The organism is Amycolatopsis anabasis, assembly GCF_009765355.1.
GTDB classification, from domain to species: Bacteria; Actinomycetota; Actinomycetes; order Mycobacteriales; family Pseudonocardiaceae; genus Amycolatopsis; species Amycolatopsis anabasis.
Genome location: NZ_VTHK01000012.1, coordinates 26,147 through 42,323, shown reverse-complemented (window position 1 = coordinate 42,323; position 16,177 = coordinate 26,147). Strand labels below are relative to the sequence as shown.

Below are 16,177 nucleotides of genomic sequence, written 5' to 3'. Positions count from 1 at the left end.
CGCGGGCCGACGGGTCATCGCCCACCTCCGGCCGCGTGCTCGTCGACGGACAGCCCGTGCTCGATCAGCCAAGCGCTGAAACGCTCGGCGACCTCGTAGGCGTTCCAGCGCCCGTTCGCGTCGGTGGTGATGTCCGCGACCAGGTCGCGCACCGCGGCCGCCGCCGCGCTCGTGTCGTCCGCCAAGTTCACCGGCTCAGCGCCCGAGTCCTGCGGCTGCGGAACGAGATCCAGCTCGTGGCCGGACGCGTCGTTGTCCGCAACCTCTTCCTCGGCAGCCGCTTCGGCGGCGGAACGGATCTCGGCTTCGATCTCGGCCACGCCGAGTTCGCTCAGCAGATACCCAATCTGGCTGTACAGACCACCGTTGTTGATATCGCTGGCGATCTGGCTGGCCACATCGTGGACAACCTCGTCGAGATCAATGGACTCGACGTCCAGGCTGAGGGCGAGGTCTACCAGGCGCTTTTCGTCGGCCGCTTTCTCGGCAGGGTCGGTGAAGGTCACCATGTTCTCCTTGGGAATAACAACAAAAGGGGAGAGGTTCAGCGGGTGGCGGGCGGGCCGGTTCCGTCCGGCCGGCCCGCCACCGACGCGGGTCAGGCGCGCGACGCCGCAGGCGAGAAGGGCGTGCCCGGCACAGCCCCGGACCGGTCGTTGGTGCTGCGGGCATCTGCGGGGTCTGCCCACATGTCCTCGGCCCGGAGCACGGCGACCGCGGCGGCGCGCACGTCGCCGTCGAACGCGGTGGCCAGTTCGCCCAGCGTGATGTCGTGCCGGTCGAGAGCGTCCTGGGAAACCGGGATGCGCTGGCGGAACGGACGCGTGACACCGAGGCGTCGCTGGTTTTCCACCTGCTCGAGCACGCCGTCGGCGAGACCGTGCGGCACACCGATACCGGTCTTCCAGGCGACCGCGCTCATCTCGATGCCGCCGGGGCCCACCAGTGCCTGACGGCCGTGGGGAACGGCGTAGCCGAGGACTGCGGGAACCTGGTGCCAGTGCGTGAGCGAGGTCAAGGGCCGGTACCGGCCTTCGACCAGGCCCCGGGCGTACTCCCGGGCGGCGAGCGCGACCTCGCGGTGCCAGTAGGTGAGCACCTCGCGCAGCAGCGCGGGAATCGTCGCCGGGATGACCGCCACCCGGTTGAGGTCCAGCGCGGCCGGAACGGCGGTCATGTCGACGTCGAACACGCCGGAGTCGCGGCGCGTCTCCTCCCAGCCGGGCAGGAGGAAGGCGGGACGGTGCTGGAGCACGCGCTCCAGCAACTCGCTGGCCTCCTCGATCACCTCTTCGGGATGGTCACGCGCGAAATCCGCGTGCCACAGTTCGCCGATCCGGCCGTCGTCGTGGATGCCGGTGATCCGGCAGACGTTCTCGGGCCGCTCGGAATCGTCGACCACCAGCCGGACGGCGGTGGGGAACCGATCGCGGATCACCGCGTAGGAGTGCTGAAGACCCCAGTGGGCATGCTCCCGGGCCGCGTTCAGCACGTTGTCGTAGGCAACGGCGGCGCGCTGCGCGACATCGAGCAGCGGAACCGTCGACGTGTAGTCACTTCGTCGAGCAGGAATAGGCATGACAGGAATTCACTTTCCACGGGTATGGATTCGTTCGATCTAGTGCCGGTACTCCGGGGCGTCACTCCCATTTCCCTGACACCAATTACTTTACTTAACAACACCCATGGGGAGGGAATATTATGCCTAGTCAACCCAATTTGAGAGCAGATTTCGTGAAGCTGTCCGGGCAATGGAGAAGCACTGTCATACGACCCGCGTGACACCGGGGCATTTCTTCGCAACAGGACAGCATTGGCCGGCCCCCGCGTGTGCGGGACCGGCCAATGCGACAGAGGGCGCCGATCGAGGTGGCGCGTGCGGGGTCAGCGACGACCCGGCTTGCTGGGATGCGGGCCGTGGAGCGACATCCGCGCCACCGACACCACCGTGGCCTCGCGGGCAACGGTCCGGCGGCGGCCGACGACGTACAGGGCCTCGTTGCTGCGCCCGCGGCGGGCCGTTTGACTCCGGCTGGTGGCACGCACCACGACCTCGTCGCGGTGGCCTGCCTGGTCGTCCAGCGTCACGCGGTGGTTGTCACCCTCGGTGTAGCTGCGCAGCCGCTCCATCGTGCGCCGGAGCGCGGCGGCGCGTTCCCAGTCGTTCGTGGTTTCGTAGCTCAGCTCGATCCGGCGGAGCACCGCGTCCAACCGCGTGATCGCGCTGAGCTTCGGTGTGGCCCTGGGCGGCGGCGCTCGCATATTTTCGGATCTCAGAAATGGGCATGTCCGGCCCCGCGTACGCGGGGCCGGACATGGGGTGGGTGTGTTGCTGGGTCAGTCCTCGGAGGCGTTGAGTAGCCAGCAGGGCCGTTGCTGCTGCGGTGTGAAGCCGAGGGCGTCGAGGGCCGCCGAGAGTTCGGCGTTCCAATGCTTCCGTGCGGTCTCGTCACCCAGATCGGCGTTACTCAAGTCCATGGTTTCGTTCCAGTCCTCCAGGCAGAAGGACTCGGCGCTGAGAATCCAACCTTCGACCCCGGATTCCCCGTAAGTGGTCAGCACGACACCGGTGCGTATCAGGGCCTCCATGCGCCGGGCTTGGTAGTCCGCTGCGTCGATGTCGGTGTCGGTGAAGCCCGCCACGGTGGTCAGCAGCCGATGTTCGACCAGGGCACGGAAGTCATCGTCGGTCGTGATCTCGTGGTCGAGCCAGGGGGCGGTCGGCGCGCCGTGTTCGGTCAGTTCGCGCACTTTCCAGTTCATGGGCCAGCCGCCCAGGTCGTAGCCGTAGTCGAATTGTACGTATGCCTGCATTGTGCGGTTTCTCCGTTCTTCGAGTGAGGGGCCAAGATGTGTTGTGCCTCGGCACGAGCAGCGCTGGGCCTGGAAGTCCAAGGGCGCCCGGGTGTCTCAGTTGGGGGCAAGTCACCCGCGGTCGGTGGCGGGGGTGGCAGGACTCCACGGCTCGAAGTCCGGCGGCTTCACATACTGTGGACCCTCACCGAAGTCGGCCGTCCAGCCTTCACTGTGGTGTGCGAGCACAACACCGATACCGCCGGAGACCAGATGCCGTACATGACTCGGCAAGGTTGAGTCCGCGTCGGTCGCGACAGGTGAACGCCTATCCCGAATCTCGTGGAACTCGAACAATTTGTCTGTGACCTGTTCGGCGAGGTACGAGGTCAGGCTGCCGAGATGCTCCAACACGACGTGTTCGACCGCGTCGCGACTCGATTCGGATAACACGATCGCGTTGACGGCTGCCTCGTCGCGCTCCGGCAGTCGGTCCGTGATTCCGCTCAGGTCGGCCAGGTTCCGTTCCAACGCCTCGACCTGCTTGCGAAGCCGGGCCAGTTCTTCGCCGCGCAACTGCGCAAGAAGGTTTGCCAACGCTGCCGTATCGCCTTGGCAGACGAAGCACCATCCGTCGTACTCATGGTTCGCGTGCTTGCGGAAGCGGTCCACGTCAGCGTTGCCAGACGGCTCGAATGCCGCATTGTCGAGGGCCTGCTTGTACTGCTCCCGCAGGTTCCCACCCGGCCCGGGGTTGTCGCCGCCGCCTGTCACAGAGGCAACGTGGCGACGGTGCGCCCGGCCAGCTTCCGCAGAACTGGACAGCATGGCCCACCAGTCGCCGCAGGAACAGCCTCCGGAATAGCTTCCGTAGTGTGGTCCGGAAATTGTCAGCCGATGCTCGGGGGTTTCGTCCAGGATCTCGACGATGCCGGGAGCCAGCACGCGTAAGCCCTGAGGCGTCTCCACTGCTTCCAGCACGGAGAGCATGATGGCGAAATTCTCCTCGATGGTTCCATTGGGTTTGTCGCGGTTCCTCCCACGCACTTGCTGGCAGGGTTTCGGGGCTGGGGTGGTCATGCTGCACTCGCCTCCGTGGCTCGGTGAGGTATTGGGCTGGCGGTTCTCCGTGAGCAGGGCCCGGGGTTTCGTTCGATCTGCCGTCGGCGCTTCCAGGGGCCGTCACCCCCGGCCGCGACCACTACCCACCGTATGTCCATAGAGGACGACTCAGCATCTTTTTCCTTGTGATGGCCGATTCCGTGAGCATTTTTCCCGTGGCTGATGGCGGGCCGAATGTTGGGAATTGCTGGCTGTGTGCCCGCGTGGTGCTTCCGCGGGTACACAGCCAGCGAGGGGGGAGATCTTCAGCCGCATCCGGTGCAGGCCAGGCACCCCGGGTCGGTGGTGTGGGCGGTGCTGGCCTTGAGCTTGACGGGCTGGTCGAGGTGCCTGCGGACGCGGGCCTCCAGGGCATCGAATTCCGGGTTCTGTTCGTCGAGCACCACACCGGGGTCCGGGCCACCGGGCTGGGCAGCCAGTTTCAGCAGGCGGCTCATCGGCAGGTCGAGCTTGAACAAGTGCCCGGTGCGCTGCTCGACTTCGTGGTAGAGCGCGGCCAGGCGGGGCCGTCGGCGGACCGCGAGGATGCTGTCCCCTTTGCTGCCGAGAATGCACAGCGAGCAGGACAGGCGGCTGGCGCCGGCGCGGTCGCCGCGGCCGGGCGCGGAGTCGTACCACCAGTGGTAGGGCACTCCGCTGTCCTCGATGGCCCGCCAGACCTGCGCGGTGGAGAAGTGGTGACAGGGAAGGTGCTCGTCGACATGACGGTGTTGATTTGACGTCGTGCACTGGTAGGTGGGGCGTTCGGCGCGGTGGGTACTCTCATCCGCGCGCAAGCCGAGCACGTTTAAGATGCGCACCGGACGATCGAGTTGCTTGCGCAGATGCCGCACGAGCGGGGTCAGAGCCGCCTTGATTTTCGTAGATTTTAGGTCGCTGGTGCACCAGCGACGGGCCGCGTCCGGAAACATTCCCTTCATCGCGACGTACTCGATCAAGGTCTGGTCTCGCCAGGTCGTGCCATCCAGCACGGTGCGGTGCGTCTCGATGTGACGGCTGGCAGGCACACCGAAATAGGTGCTTTGCAGGGCCACCAGTTCCCGGTTGCTGGGGTAGTACCGTCCTTCAAAATGAACGCCCGGAGCTTCCATCAAGCCGAGGTCTGCATGCACGGTCCACAGGCGGTCGAAGACTCCGGCGGCGCGGCACCGTGCCGCCATTTCCATGAGCGCGGTGACTCCGTCCTTGCCGGACAAGCCGACCACGACGATGTCGTAATCGCACAGGTCAGGCTCGGGCGCTGGAGTGATGGTGTGTTGAGGCAATTCGAGCAGGGGGAGCTGAGACATGGCAGCGGGCGCCTTCCTGTAAAGAGGCCGGGGGATTTCGCCCGTGATCGCGCGCTGAGGCCGGTGGGAGGAGTCCTCCCTGTATCTGGCTCTTCCCGTCGCCGGATTCCGGGATGTGCGCTCTCTGTGGCCGGAGATTGACCAGAACAGGAGTCCGAATGTGTGCGGAGTTCCGACTAGGCTCGGCTCGTCACGGTGTTTTCCACGCTATACGTAAATCCCGCCCAGGTCGTCTAATCCCGCTAAAGAAGTGAACTGGCGAACGTTTTTGATGGACGCGAAAGTGCAGGCCCGTTACGCGGTCACCGTGCGGGATTCCCTTGAGGCGGTGGCGGGTCGTACTGGTTGCGGGTAGCGGTAGACCCACAGACCCCGCGCGCCGTCGTCGATGGCGTTCGCGACGCTGGGCCGCTGGTGCCCGCCGCCTTTGGCGCCCCGCGAGACCCGGATGCGTTCGAATCCGTCGAACCGGTACATCTGGCCGGGTGTTCCGGGCAGGCTGGTGCTCGACACGGCTTCGATCTGTGGCTGCCCGCATAACTCGGCGCTGCGCGCATCCCAACGGGGGTAGGCCCCGAGCCACAGCGGGACAAGGTAGTCCCGGGCGATGCGCAACACCGCGCGCAGGCACTGCTGGTCGCGGCGATCCGGGCTTCGTGCGATCCGGGCGAGGTCGACGGTGTTGTACCGGTGCCAGCCGCGTTCTCTGAACTACGAGCAACTGCTGCGACCTACTGGGATCGATGCCTCGCTACTCGGATTCGTGGGTGAACAGACCTTCGCCGTCGTTGCCGCCGAGGAGGAAGGTGAACCGATTGAGGTCGGTGCGCAGCTCGGCGAGGTCGTAGGCCCGGCTTCCGACGAACCGGTCCAGTGACTCGGCTAACCGGTCGGGGTCGGTGGCGAGCCAGTCGTGCAGGAACTGGAGCAGTTCGGCCAGCTCGACGGCATCGTTGGTGTCCAGGTTCATGGTGGGTGCCGTCCTTGGTCAGCTGACCGTGTCGAGAGCGGGAGCCTGCCGCGTGGGCCGGGCGGGAAGGGTGGCGGTTCTGCCGATGATCTCTCCGAAGGTGGGGAGGCCGAGGTTGATGGTGGTGGCGCGGTGGGCGCGTCTCTCCAGGTAGGCGAGTTTGTCGTTCGCGGCGGACAGGCTGACGTGCAGGCCTTCAGCTTCGCCGAGCCAGCCTTCGCGTTCGGCTTCCTCGATTCGGTCGGTGAGGTTGTCGCGGATCTCGATCAGACGGGGTTTCTCCTTCGGGTCAACGCGAAGAAGCGGGCATCGGATGCAGCTGTGCTCGTGCTGGCAACTGGTCCCGTAGGCGCGGCCGCAGTCGCCCAGAGCGACCTTGCGCCGCTGGAAATGGCCGAGGAACTCGTCCCATTCCTCGTCGGTGGGGACCCGGTATTCCTCGGCGGGGCGCAGGGCTCGGCGGCGGGCGATGAAGGCCCGGTGGCCGTTGATGGCTTCCTCGGGATAGACCGCCTTGTAGCCCATGGTGGTGTTGATGTCCTGGTGCCCGAGGATGAGTTGGGCGATGTGGGGCGGCATCCCGTTCATGATGGCCTCGGTGGCGAAGATCCTCCGGAAGTCGTGCGGTTGGAAGTGCAGCGGCTGCCCGGTGGCATCGGTGAGGCCGGTGTCCGCGAGGATCTCGTTGATCGCTTTTCGGATCAAACTGGGTGAGATGGCACGGTTTTCGCCCCCGCTGCGCCATTGAAACAGCAGGGGCAGAGGTTCCATCCAGACCTTCTCCAGGACGTCGTGGAAGGGGACCAGCGGGACCGCGCCGTTGTCACGGCGGATGCGGCTGATGATCACGCTGAGGACGTCGGCCAGTTCGGGACTCACGACCAGCAGCCGCTCCAGGTCGGTCTTGGATGGGGCGATCTGGAGGAGCGGGATGCGTTCGCCACTGGTCGGAAGGATGTATTGGGTGATGCTGTGGTGGCTGGTTTCCAGCATCTCCTCAATTCGGGTGCCGGTGTGGCGGAGGAACTCAATTGCCGCCCATCCCCAGAAGGCCCGATGTTCCTCCTGCCCGAAGTACCGCCGTCGTCCGCTTTGGTCGTAGGCGACGACCGACGCGTTCGGGTCGCCGTCGTCCCTGCTAGCCGCCTTCAGGAAGGTCTCGCCAAGGACTGTGAACGAACTCCTGGCAGTGGCAGCGCGGACGGCTTCCAGCCGGGCCCGGGCGTCCCGGAGTCGCTGCTCGGCAGCGCGGACCAGGGTAGGAAGCACTGGCAGGCGTTCCCGGGTCCGTTGGTCCATCTTCGCCTTGACGCGAGAATCGTGCTTCTTGTAGCTGATTTCTCTGCTGCTGACGGGGTTGGGTGCGGCCCAGGGTCCCCAGCGGGCCGGGTCCTCCTGCGCCCACTCGGCGAGGTCGAGATAGAACCCGCGGACGTAGCTCAGGATGTCCAGGTAGCTGTCGCGAGGACTCCTCACCTCGAGGACCGTGCCGTCTGGTAGACGACGGCGGGTGACCTTGGTGCTTATCCGCTGTTTCCAGGCAGTCACGACCTCCTGGGGAAGACGTAACGAGTCGATGCGTGGATGGTGGTTCTCCAGGTCCTTCCAGAACATCGAGACCAGCGCATAGGCGAGGGTTTGCAACGAGGTGTAGTCCAAGGTCGGCTGACGTTCGGTGATGTAGTCGACAAAGAGGTCGCGGATCGGACGGCATTCCGGTCTGTAGCGGTCGACCAGCTGCTGGGGAGTTACCTGTCCGGAAAATTTGGTGAACATCCTGAGCGTGGCTGGAGCGTCTGACGGGAACAGACCCAAGTCCTTGAGCAGCGCGTAAAACTGGAACCGGCTGTGGCCTCCTCGTTTGAGCGTGTCGTGTTCGACCCGGCGAAGTTCGAGGCAATCCCCAACCGTGATGTCCGCGACGTGACCGCCCTTCGCGGTGATGATGGTGGCAATCTGCCCGAGCGCTGTCCGCCATCTCCGGGAGACCAGCATGTCCGAATCGCAGACTTCCGCGAGTCGCGCAAACCCGACCGGATCGCGGTGGGTAGCGATGGCCTCTCGGAACTGCCAAGAGCGGTGAGTCTGCATGAGAAATTCCAGGTCGGGGCGTATGACGTCCGCCGCCAGCAGGCAAAGCAGCCCACTTTTCAGTTCCGCCGACCTGGGCCGCTCTCCCCGGCCGTCCAACCAGGTCACCAGAACCTGAAGCCACTGGGAGCCCAGGGACGAGGCAGAGCTGGCCTGCCACCGCTCCTGCCAGGTCGAACCCGGAAAGGTCTCCAACCACCGCAGCAATCGCTTGACACCATAACGCCGCGCGTCCTGCGTCCTCCTCTCCCCGGCCCGCATCTGAGGTTGATCGATGAGAGTGAGGATCTCGGCCCTGCTGGCGGCAGTCGTCGGCCAACTGTCGGGCCGGGTGCGAGCAGGGAACCGAAGCACCAGCTTTCGAGCCGCCTCGCCGTGGAAAGTGGCTGGCGCGTCTGCCCCGGTGTCGACTTCAGCTGATTGGTCGAGGGTCTGTGCCCTGTCGGTCACGACCGTCCCCCGAATAGGACGTTCAGGGAATCCGGGTTGTAGCCCGAACTTGGCGGCGCCGCAGTGGGTGCGGTTCGGCCCTCGGCCCGCCGTCGGTGGTGGGCCAGGGCGCTGGCGATGACGTCTTCGGCGGTGGGGGTGGTGTAGATCTGGGTGGTGCTCAGGCTGGCGTGGCCGAGGATCTGCTGGACGTCGGTGATCGGCATGTCGGGGTCCTGGGCCATCCGGTAGGCCCCGGTATGCCGCAGATCGTGCGGCGAGTAGTTCGAGCCGAGCAGGGCCTGGGCGCGGATGAGCATGGCGCGGGCGGCCGGGTAGGTCAGCGGGCGCCAGGGCCGCCGCAGCGTGCACCACAACGGCTCGGTCCGGCCGCGGGGAGCACCCTTGCGCCAGAGTTCTTCCTGGTAGAGCCGCAACCACACGAACGCATCCGGCGACGCCGGCAACCACTGAAACGCCCCGCTGCCCTTCCGGGTCACCCCGATGACCTGCTGGCCCGGATCGGCGTGCTGCTGAGGGACGGTGAGCAGTTCCTCGGCGCGGGCGGCGCTGGAGACCCAGAACGCCAGCAGCGCCCGGTCCCGGTGGTGGTTCAACCCGGCGAACAACTCGGTGAACACCTCGTCGGGGATCCGCTTCGGGATCCGCTGGGGTGTCTTGGGCCGGTAGCGGCCGGTCCGCTCCTTCTTGAACGGCTCGAGCGGGTTGTGGTGGGCGTTCGCCCTGCCTTTCCGGCGCGAGCGGTCCAGCGGGAACGGGTTGATGATCGGCCCGGTCCCCACCTGCAGGTGGTAGTCGTAGAACGCCCGCAGCACCGTCTCGGCATGGGCACGGGTCGACGCCGCGTACTTCCTGCCCGGCCTCGACTTCCCAGTCACCGGATTCACGGCTCCCGACGACCGCCGCGGCGCGGAACGCGGGGGCTCGGGGTTGTCCTTGTGGCGCCAGTGGGGTCGGACGGGTTTGTCCGCGATCCGCATCCACCGCATGAAGTCCCGCGCCTCCACGCGCGTGGCCCGATTCCAGGCCACGTCGACCGCGTAGAGGAACCGCCACCACCGCAGAAGGTCGTTTCCATACGAGTAGACCGTCGACTTCGACGCGTCGGCCGCCTGCAGCTCGGCGAAGTACGCGGCGACTGGACGAACCACGACGTCATCAGCGTCGAGGAGCAGGTAGGGCTCCCACGCATCGCCCGTGCCGGCCAACCGGCCGACTTCTGGCAGCACAAGCGCAGCCAGATCCCGTTGATCTCCCAGAGCAGGCATGGCGCGGGAAGCTAGCAGAAACCCCTTCTGAGCTGCAAAAACTGTCCCATTAGTTCAGTCAATACACGCGCCTTGCACACGCTCGCGTTGATGGTGCTGGCCAGCACGACGATGGCCGCACGCCGACCTCGGTCCTCCATGACGAAGGCCAGGCTGCCGAACGGGCGCGTGTAGGGCCTGCCAGTGGGGTGCTCGTCAGAGGGCAGATGCAGGGGATGCCGCCAGGCGATCAGCAGTTCTTCCGCTTCTGCCACCCCCACCTGGTAGAACGCGACCACAGGTGACAATCGCAGGGCCAACTGGCGACTCATCGCTTCTCTCCTTCCGCGAACGGAGTGAGGTTCAACGGGTTCAACATCGGTGTCCTCCACTTCGGACGGTCGAGGCGTGAGTTCCCAGGGCCTGAACCGCGGCGGGTCCGGCCGACTCGCGGTCGAGGCCGGACCCGCACACGGCTGAGGCGGGGGTTACATGCCGATCCCGAAGAACACGGTGTAGCTCCTGCGCCGCGTGTGGCCGCCGGTGCCCACGAGCTGGACTGGCCGGACGATCCGGGAGTCGAGTGCGATGCCCTTGAGCTCGCGGGGTCCTACGGGACGCTGCGCAGAAACCGGGTTGCGGGCGGCGGGTGGGAAGGTGATCTCGTAGACCGCGTCGCTGCCGAGGTAGTTCTCGTCTCCGTCCGGGGCGTAGTGCGGCCAGCCAGCTGTGGCCGGGTTGGCCACCTCGAGCACGATGTCCACGATCGTCTCGACGTCGGCCCGCTGCCGGGTCCAGTGGTCATCGATGAGGCCGTGCGGTCCGCGCGGGCCATGGACGTTGTCGTGCCACACCGGCTGCCGGGTTCCGTCGTAGACGGCCAGCAGGATCGATTCGCTGTTGTTCTCGAACCAACCGCCGAGGTCGACGTGGATGTGGGTGGCGTCGGGCACGACGCTGCGGATCCGGTCCGCGATCTCGTCGCGGGCGAGGCAGCTCAGCTCGGTGGTCGCGGTCTCGACGCGCTGCTTGGCCACGACCAGCGCGTCCTGCTGGAGACCGGCCTGGACGTTCGGACGGAAGCGCGCGATGCCGCGCTCGCGGGACCGCAGCCGCGCGCCAACCTTCCCGTTCGGCGACGCGGCGAACACGGCGCCGGTCACGCTATTGAAGACCCGGTACTTGCCCAGATGCGGGCGGGGCCGATCGGTCCTCGGGTGCCAACGGCAGATGTGGTCGTTGCGGTGCGGGCCCGCCGGGTCCGGAAGGTGGCGCGGGACCGGGATCGCGTAGGGGGCAAGTTCGGTGTCGCAGTACGCGCATGCGGGAAGCCACAGTTCGAACTCGCCCAACTGCTTGGGCTGGCTGTCCCAGCCGATCGGCGCGGGGTGGAGGGCGACGTGGCCGGCGCGCACGATCCGGGGCGTGTGGCCTGGTTCGCGGTAGACGGTGACCAGCTCGTCCGGGTGGCGGCGTTCGACGTCAGGCGGCGCGGAGACGAACAGGGCGTCCAGGTCACCGTTGTCGTCGGTGAGCATGGCCATTTCGTAGTCCTGGTACTCGATGTTCACGATGGAGCCCTTCGTGGAGTGCCTGCGGGGTCACGCGGCAAGCAAGCTCGGCGCGGTGATCGGTTGCGTTGTGAGAGGCAAGGGGGTGCCACCGGCTTCGCCTGGGCCAGCGGCAACCCTCGGCGGACCTAGCGGCCAGCCATACAGGTACGACCGCGGGATCGGGTCACGCGCAGGAACGCCGTGGCGGCGGCGGGGAAGTCGTCGGCGAAGGCGGCAGCGAACCCGGCCAATGTCAGCCCGGTGCCGGTAAACAGGTCGCCGGGCAGGTCGAGCCTCACGCCGAGCGGGGTGTCCTCGCCATGGGTCTCGCCGGTGCGCGGGTCGGCGACCAGACCATCGACCAGACCGTGAATCAGGCCGATCCCCTTGCGCCACGCCTGGTAGCCGATGACCGCAGAGCGGTCGCGCGAGACGCCGCGCGGCCCGGCCTCCGGCGTCCACCCCTCATCGGTGCTCAGCATGGTCGTGTACTCAGCGGGACTGCCGAGCGCGGCCGCCAGCGACTCGTACTGAAGCCAGTCGGTCACGGGGGCGACCCGCCCGGAGACGATCCCGGCCGCATAGGCCGCGGCCGCGCGATGCTCGGGCTGCTCGTCCGCGCCCAGGTAGCGAGCCAGAACGGTCTCGGTGTCGGTCAGCTTGATCGGAAAGATCGGCAGGTGGCAATTGACTCCTTTGGCCACTCGCTGGCCGCACCTCGTGCGGTGCTTCAGTAGATCCTCGAGGAGAGCTTCGCGCTCGCCCGGGGTGAGCACCACCCGCTCGGTTTCGATCCAGTCGCCTGTGCCCGGGCGTTCGTGCCCGACGTGCAGCACCGTGGAGCCCTCGAGGGTGAACGTGATCTTGCCGATCACGCTGCTGCCGCTCGTGGTGATCGCCACGTGGTCGTGTGGGTCGCCCTGATGCTCGGCGGTTCCAGCCCCGAGTCGTTCGGGCACGTGGTCGAGCACCATCGCGAACGGCACGGAATGGTCGACAATTGTATTTACCATCAGACGATACGCCTTTCCGGCAGGGATTTCGTTCGATCTATCGTCGTTGGTTCCGGGGGTGTCATTCCCGTTCCGCTGACACCTCTGACTTTACGAGACCAAGGGAGGTTAAGGCTCGGATTTTCGTGTCAGGAATCTATTTGTGCGCATTTGTCGGGCTGTGGGTCGCGTAGATGGCCCGGCCTCCCGTTCGGGAAGCCGGGCCTGCGGTGCCGGTGGTCAGGCAGGGTGGTGCGGACTCCGTACCTGGCGGCACCATGCACTGAGCGAGGCGTGCATCTCGCCGAGCACCGGGTGTTCCCGGTATCGAGCCCCCTCGCCCGATTCCAGCCATTTGTAGAGTGCGGTCGCGGCGTCCGGGGGCAGCGTGATGGTCAACGGCACCTCGGGTTCTGCCATGAAGTCGTAGAGGGTACCAATCCCTGGCTGTAGCGACTATTTCGGCGAGCGCGGTGTGTTCCCAGTATCAGGGTCCCTCGGACGACATCGTGAACCATTCGTAAAAGCCCGCCGCTCGGTTCTGTTCCGTCAGCGTGATTGTCCACGTCATGGTGTGCTTGCCTTTCTTCTCGATCAGGGGGTGTCCGTTTGTTGTCGACTGCGCCGCCGCGGGAGCGGTGCGCCGTGCGGTCCCCGTGGGGCGGCTGGAGCGGGTCCAGCCGCCCCACGGCGCGGTGCTCAGGCAGCGGTGGGGTAGCCCAGGGATTCGCCGATCCGGCCGTAGAGCCATTCACTCGCAGGCGGGGTGACCGCGTTCCCGAGTTGCTTGGCCCGGGCCCGGCGGGTGCCGGTCATGGTGTAGTCGGCACCGAACGCCATGGCGGCCTGGATCTCGTGTGGTTCGAGCATCCGGAACGTGCAGTCCTCGATCTGGATCTTCGGGCGCATCTCGTGGTCGACCAGTCCTTGATGGCCTCCGGTGCTGAAGGTGCTCGCCGGTTCGGAGATCGGCGTACGCATCTGTCCGTCCTGCGCGTCCCGGGTGCCGGTCACGAGCAGGTGGTGGAACCCGTTGGCACAGAACGCGGCAAGGGGTTCGGTCACGCGGCGGACCTCGCGCTTGCTGCCGCCGCCGCGCAGCGTGGCCACGAACGCGACCCCGTACCGGTCGCGGGTGGTCAGCGTGCCGATCGGCGCGCTGACCGGGGTGGCGCTGGACGCCGTGCCGTAGTAGGGCACCAGCAGCGCGGTTTCAGCGCGAGTGGTCAGGGTCCGTATCGGCTGGGTGACCGGCGCGGCCTGCTTGCCCGCGCGGCCTTCGGTGGGGATGAGCATCGCGCTCCCAGGCAGGGACAGCAGGCCCTCGGTGTCCCGGGTGGTGCGGGTGCGCATCGGGTCGGTGACCGGGGTCGTGTCGTCGTTCCAGGTGCCGCCAGCGGGGACCAACTGAGCAAAGGCGAAGCGGTCGATGCCGAGCTGGATGCGGGCCATCGTCGCCGGTTTCAACGGCTTGTCGCGGTCGCCGATCCGTTGGCCGGGCATCGACCAGTCGATCGCGGTGAGAGCGGGGGATACGAGGGGTGCCACCTCGGCGCCTCGGCAGCTCAGTTTCGGGCAGCGGTAGAAATACTGCTTGCCGTACCGGCCCCAGCGTTCTTCCGGCCACGCCTTCGTGCGCGGTTTGAACATCTGAATGCCCTCGACCACTTCGTCGCAGGAATAGCAGTAGGACTTCGGGCGCAGCGCGAGGTCCGGGGCCTTGTTTCCTTTAAGCCAGAACACCACGTAGATGCGGTCGCGGGATTGCGGCGCGCGGCCGGTCAATGCGCCGGGAAAATGCATCGAGTTCGCGTAGACGACGTGGTGCTCGTAGTCCATGGCGTGCATCGCGGACAGCCAGGATTTCCACATCACCCAGTTCACGGCCTCGACGACGTTTTCGACGACGACGACCTTGTACCGGTGGTGTTCAGTGAACCGGACGACGTCCCACATCGTCGCTCGCGAACGCTCGGCCGCTTCGATCGGAAGCGTCTCGCCGAACATGTCCGGCTGGAGAACTGCCTGCTGCAACGCCCGCTTGACTCCCTTGGCTCCTGAGTGGTTGGTGCACTCGGGCGAGGCCCAGAGCAGTTCCGTCGTGGCGAAGTACCGAGGGTCGATCTGGGAGATGTTGGCGACGACGTGATTGATGTTCGGGAAATTAGCGGCGTGTGTTTCTATGGCCTGTTCCCAGTGGTTGGCCGCGTAAATGGTTTCCAGCCAGGGGTAAACGGCTCCGCCTTGCGCTTCGCCGCCCGCGCCACAAAAGAGATCAGTCGCAGTAAGCACAGGTGTACCCACCTTTGAATTGAGGAATTTCGTTCGATCTATGAAGTCGGCCGAGTCGTCACTTCGGCGTCACATGAACAAAATTACCAGCAATTCCGGCGGTTCACGCAAGATAGGCAATGCAGGATTGTTTTGAGTGCAGATTTTCGGGAGGTGGGAGCCTGATTCCCGAGATGTGTGAACGAGTGGCACCATTTACTCGGACGGTTGCGGGTGCGGGGTGGCGATCGGCGCGTGCGGCCTGGGCACGCCTCCCGGCTTCGCGGGCGGGCGCCGCGCTACACTGCTGGTTCGGATTCAGGGCCAGGCAGGGAGTGCGCTTTTGCGCACGAGCCTTTCGGGTTGATGGATTCGTTCGATTGGTGTGGGGCGGCTGGTAGCCGGGCCGTCAACCCTTTAGCCGCTTCGGCGGTGGTGCCATTCCGCCCCACACCTCCTCCTCGACGGCCTAGTTCCGGCGCGTCGTGGTGCGCACGGACAACCCCGGCGCTGGTCGGCACCGCACCGGTGCCGACCAGCGGACTGGTCACACCCGTTCGGGCTGGAGGTGGGCGGCCATGGTGGCCAGGCGGGCCAGCACTGCTTCGCAGTCGCCGCGGGCGCGGTGGCCACCGTCGAGCCGGACGCGCGCGAATCGGCCCTTGTCCGGGTTCCACTCGCCGTTGAAGGCGGCGTACTGCTGCATGGCGCAGTCGATCTGGCGCACGCGCTGCCACCAGGTCGCGGTCCGGACGTGATGGCAGTGCAGGTGCCATTCCGAGCCACAGGATGGGGCGGTCTCGCTGGGGTGCAGGGCGCGGTGGTGGCGGTCGAGTTCGCGGGAGAGGACCCCGGTGTCGAATGCGGCGTGGTAGATCACTAAGCGCCTGCCCGCCAGTGCGTGTTCGAGCTGGGGCAGGATCTGGGAGAACGTGGGCGCCGCCGCCACGTCGGCGTCGGTGAGGCCGTGGACCGCGGTCGCGTCGGCGGGGATGGGGATCTGTGGGTTGACCAGGGTGTCCAGCAGGACCGCGCCGTCGGCGTCGAGCGCGGTGATCTCCACCGCGTAGCTGCCCACCAGACCGGTGGTCTCGCAGTCGAGGACTGCTATCCCCGGGTCGGCGAGGACGTCGGCGGCCCAGGCGGCGGCCGCGTCCCGTTCGGCGGTGACGCACCGGCACGGGGCCGTCGAGACGGCGTCGGCGCGGCCACTGCCGAGGCACAGCGGGCAGTCGCTGACCGCGCGCGTCTCGGGGACCACGGGTTTCGGACTGCACGCGCAGGTGGGCAGGGGTGAGTCGTCGAGAAACACGATAAACTCCTGGGAATTCGTTCGATCTATGCCTGGGTTTCGCGGGGTGTCGGTCCCGAGTAAATCCCGATATTTCTATTTTAGAAT

General features: G+C 66.4%; 16 protein-coding genes. All 16 read right to left on the bottom strand.

Annotated features, from left to right (window positions below):
* Window positions 1-14: 14 nt before the first annotated feature.
* The 16 genes from FXO23_RS17580 to FXO23_RS17505 all read right to left on the bottom strand — a co-directional run bounded on the left by FXO23_RS17580 (window position 15) and on the right by FXO23_RS17505 (window position 16,090).
* Entirely contained in the window at window positions 15-509 is a 495-nt protein-coding gene (locus FXO23_RS17580) for a hypothetical protein (protein ID WP_158886174.1), read from the bottom strand.
* Between the two features lie 89 nt (window positions 510-598).
* Window positions 599-1,579, bottom strand: a complete 981-nt coding sequence (locus FXO23_RS17575; RefSeq protein ID WP_158886172.1) for a hypothetical protein — start codon at window positions 1,577-1,579, stop codon at window positions 599-601.
* Window positions 1,580-1,884: 305 nt separating this feature from the next.
* Window positions 1,885-2,262 (bottom strand): hypothetical protein, encoded by a 378-nt coding sequence (locus FXO23_RS17570; RefSeq protein ID WP_158886170.1) that lies wholly within the window; start codon window positions 2,260-2,262, stop codon window positions 1,885-1,887.
* Between the two features lie 75 nt (window positions 2,263-2,337).
* Window positions 2,338-2,814 carry a hypothetical protein gene (locus FXO23_RS17565; protein WP_158886168.1) on the bottom strand — a complete coding sequence of 159 codons (477 nt, stop codon included), beginning with the start codon at window positions 2,812-2,814 and terminating at the stop codon, window positions 2,338-2,340.
* Between the two features lie 111 nt (window positions 2,815-2,925).
* Window positions 2,926-3,873, bottom strand: a complete 948-nt coding sequence (locus tag FXO23_RS17560) for a hypothetical protein (protein ID WP_158886166.1) — start codon at window positions 3,871-3,873, stop codon at window positions 2,926-2,928.
* A gap of 287 nt (window positions 3,874-4,160) precedes the next feature.
* Window positions 4,161-5,204 carry a phosphoadenosine phosphosulfate reductase domain-containing protein gene (locus FXO23_RS17555; RefSeq protein ID WP_158886164.1) on the bottom strand — a complete coding sequence of 348 codons (1,044 nt, stop codon included), beginning with the start codon at window positions 5,202-5,204 and terminating at the stop codon, window positions 4,161-4,163.
* Between the two features lie 294 nt (window positions 5,205-5,498).
* Entirely contained in the window at window positions 5,499-5,717 is a 219-nt protein-coding gene (locus tag FXO23_RS17550) for a hypothetical protein (protein ID WP_158886162.1), read from the bottom strand.
* Window positions 5,718-5,955: 238 nt separating this feature from the next.
* Entirely contained in the window at window positions 5,956-6,174 is a 219-nt protein-coding gene (locus tag FXO23_RS17545) for a hypothetical protein (protein WP_158886160.1), read from the bottom strand.
* 18 nt (window positions 6,175-6,192) lie between these two features.
* The gene (locus FXO23_RS17540) at window positions 6,193-8,715 is read right to left on the bottom strand and encodes a site-specific integrase (protein WP_218952080.1); all 2,523 of its coding nucleotides are present in this window, start codon (window positions 8,713-8,715) and stop codon (window positions 6,193-6,195) included.
* On the bottom strand, window positions 8,712-9,923 hold the full coding sequence (locus FXO23_RS17535; RefSeq protein WP_246257457.1) for a tyrosine-type recombinase/integrase: 1,212 nt from the start codon (window positions 9,921-9,923) through the stop codon (window positions 8,712-8,714). Before FXO23_RS17535 ends, FXO23_RS17540 begins: the two co-directional genes overlap by 4 nt.
* A 71-nt stretch (window positions 9,924-9,994) precedes the next feature.
* A complete protein-coding gene (locus FXO23_RS17530; protein WP_158886156.1) occupies window positions 9,995-10,294 on the bottom strand; it encodes a hypothetical protein in 300 nt (99 codons plus the stop codon).
* A 156-nt stretch (window positions 10,295-10,450) separates the two neighbouring features.
* Window positions 10,451-11,533: a hypothetical protein gene (locus FXO23_RS17525; RefSeq protein WP_158886154.1), complete on the bottom strand. Its 1,083-nt coding sequence runs from the start codon at window positions 11,531-11,533 to the stop codon at window positions 10,451-10,453.
* Window positions 11,534-11,661: 128 nt separating this feature from the next.
* Window positions 11,662-12,501: a hypothetical protein gene (locus FXO23_RS17520; protein ID WP_158886152.1), complete on the bottom strand. Its 840-nt coding sequence runs from the start codon at window positions 12,499-12,501 to the stop codon at window positions 11,662-11,664.
* 246 nt (window positions 12,502-12,747) lie between these two features.
* Window positions 12,748-12,927 (bottom strand): hypothetical protein, encoded by a 180-nt coding sequence (locus tag FXO23_RS17515; protein ID WP_158886150.1) that lies wholly within the window; start codon window positions 12,925-12,927, stop codon window positions 12,748-12,750.
* Between the two features lie 279 nt (window positions 12,928-13,206).
* Window positions 13,207-14,799, bottom strand: a complete 1,593-nt coding sequence (locus FXO23_RS17510) for a DNA cytosine methyltransferase (RefSeq protein WP_158886148.1) — start codon at window positions 14,797-14,799, stop codon at window positions 13,207-13,209.
* A 526-nt stretch (window positions 14,800-15,325) separates the two neighbouring features.
* Complete coding sequence (locus tag FXO23_RS17505) at window positions 15,326-16,090, bottom strand: 3'-5' exonuclease (RefSeq protein WP_158886146.1); 765 nt, start codon at window positions 16,088-16,090, stop codon at window positions 15,326-15,328.
* Between the last annotated feature and the right edge of the window lie 87 nt (window positions 16,091-16,177).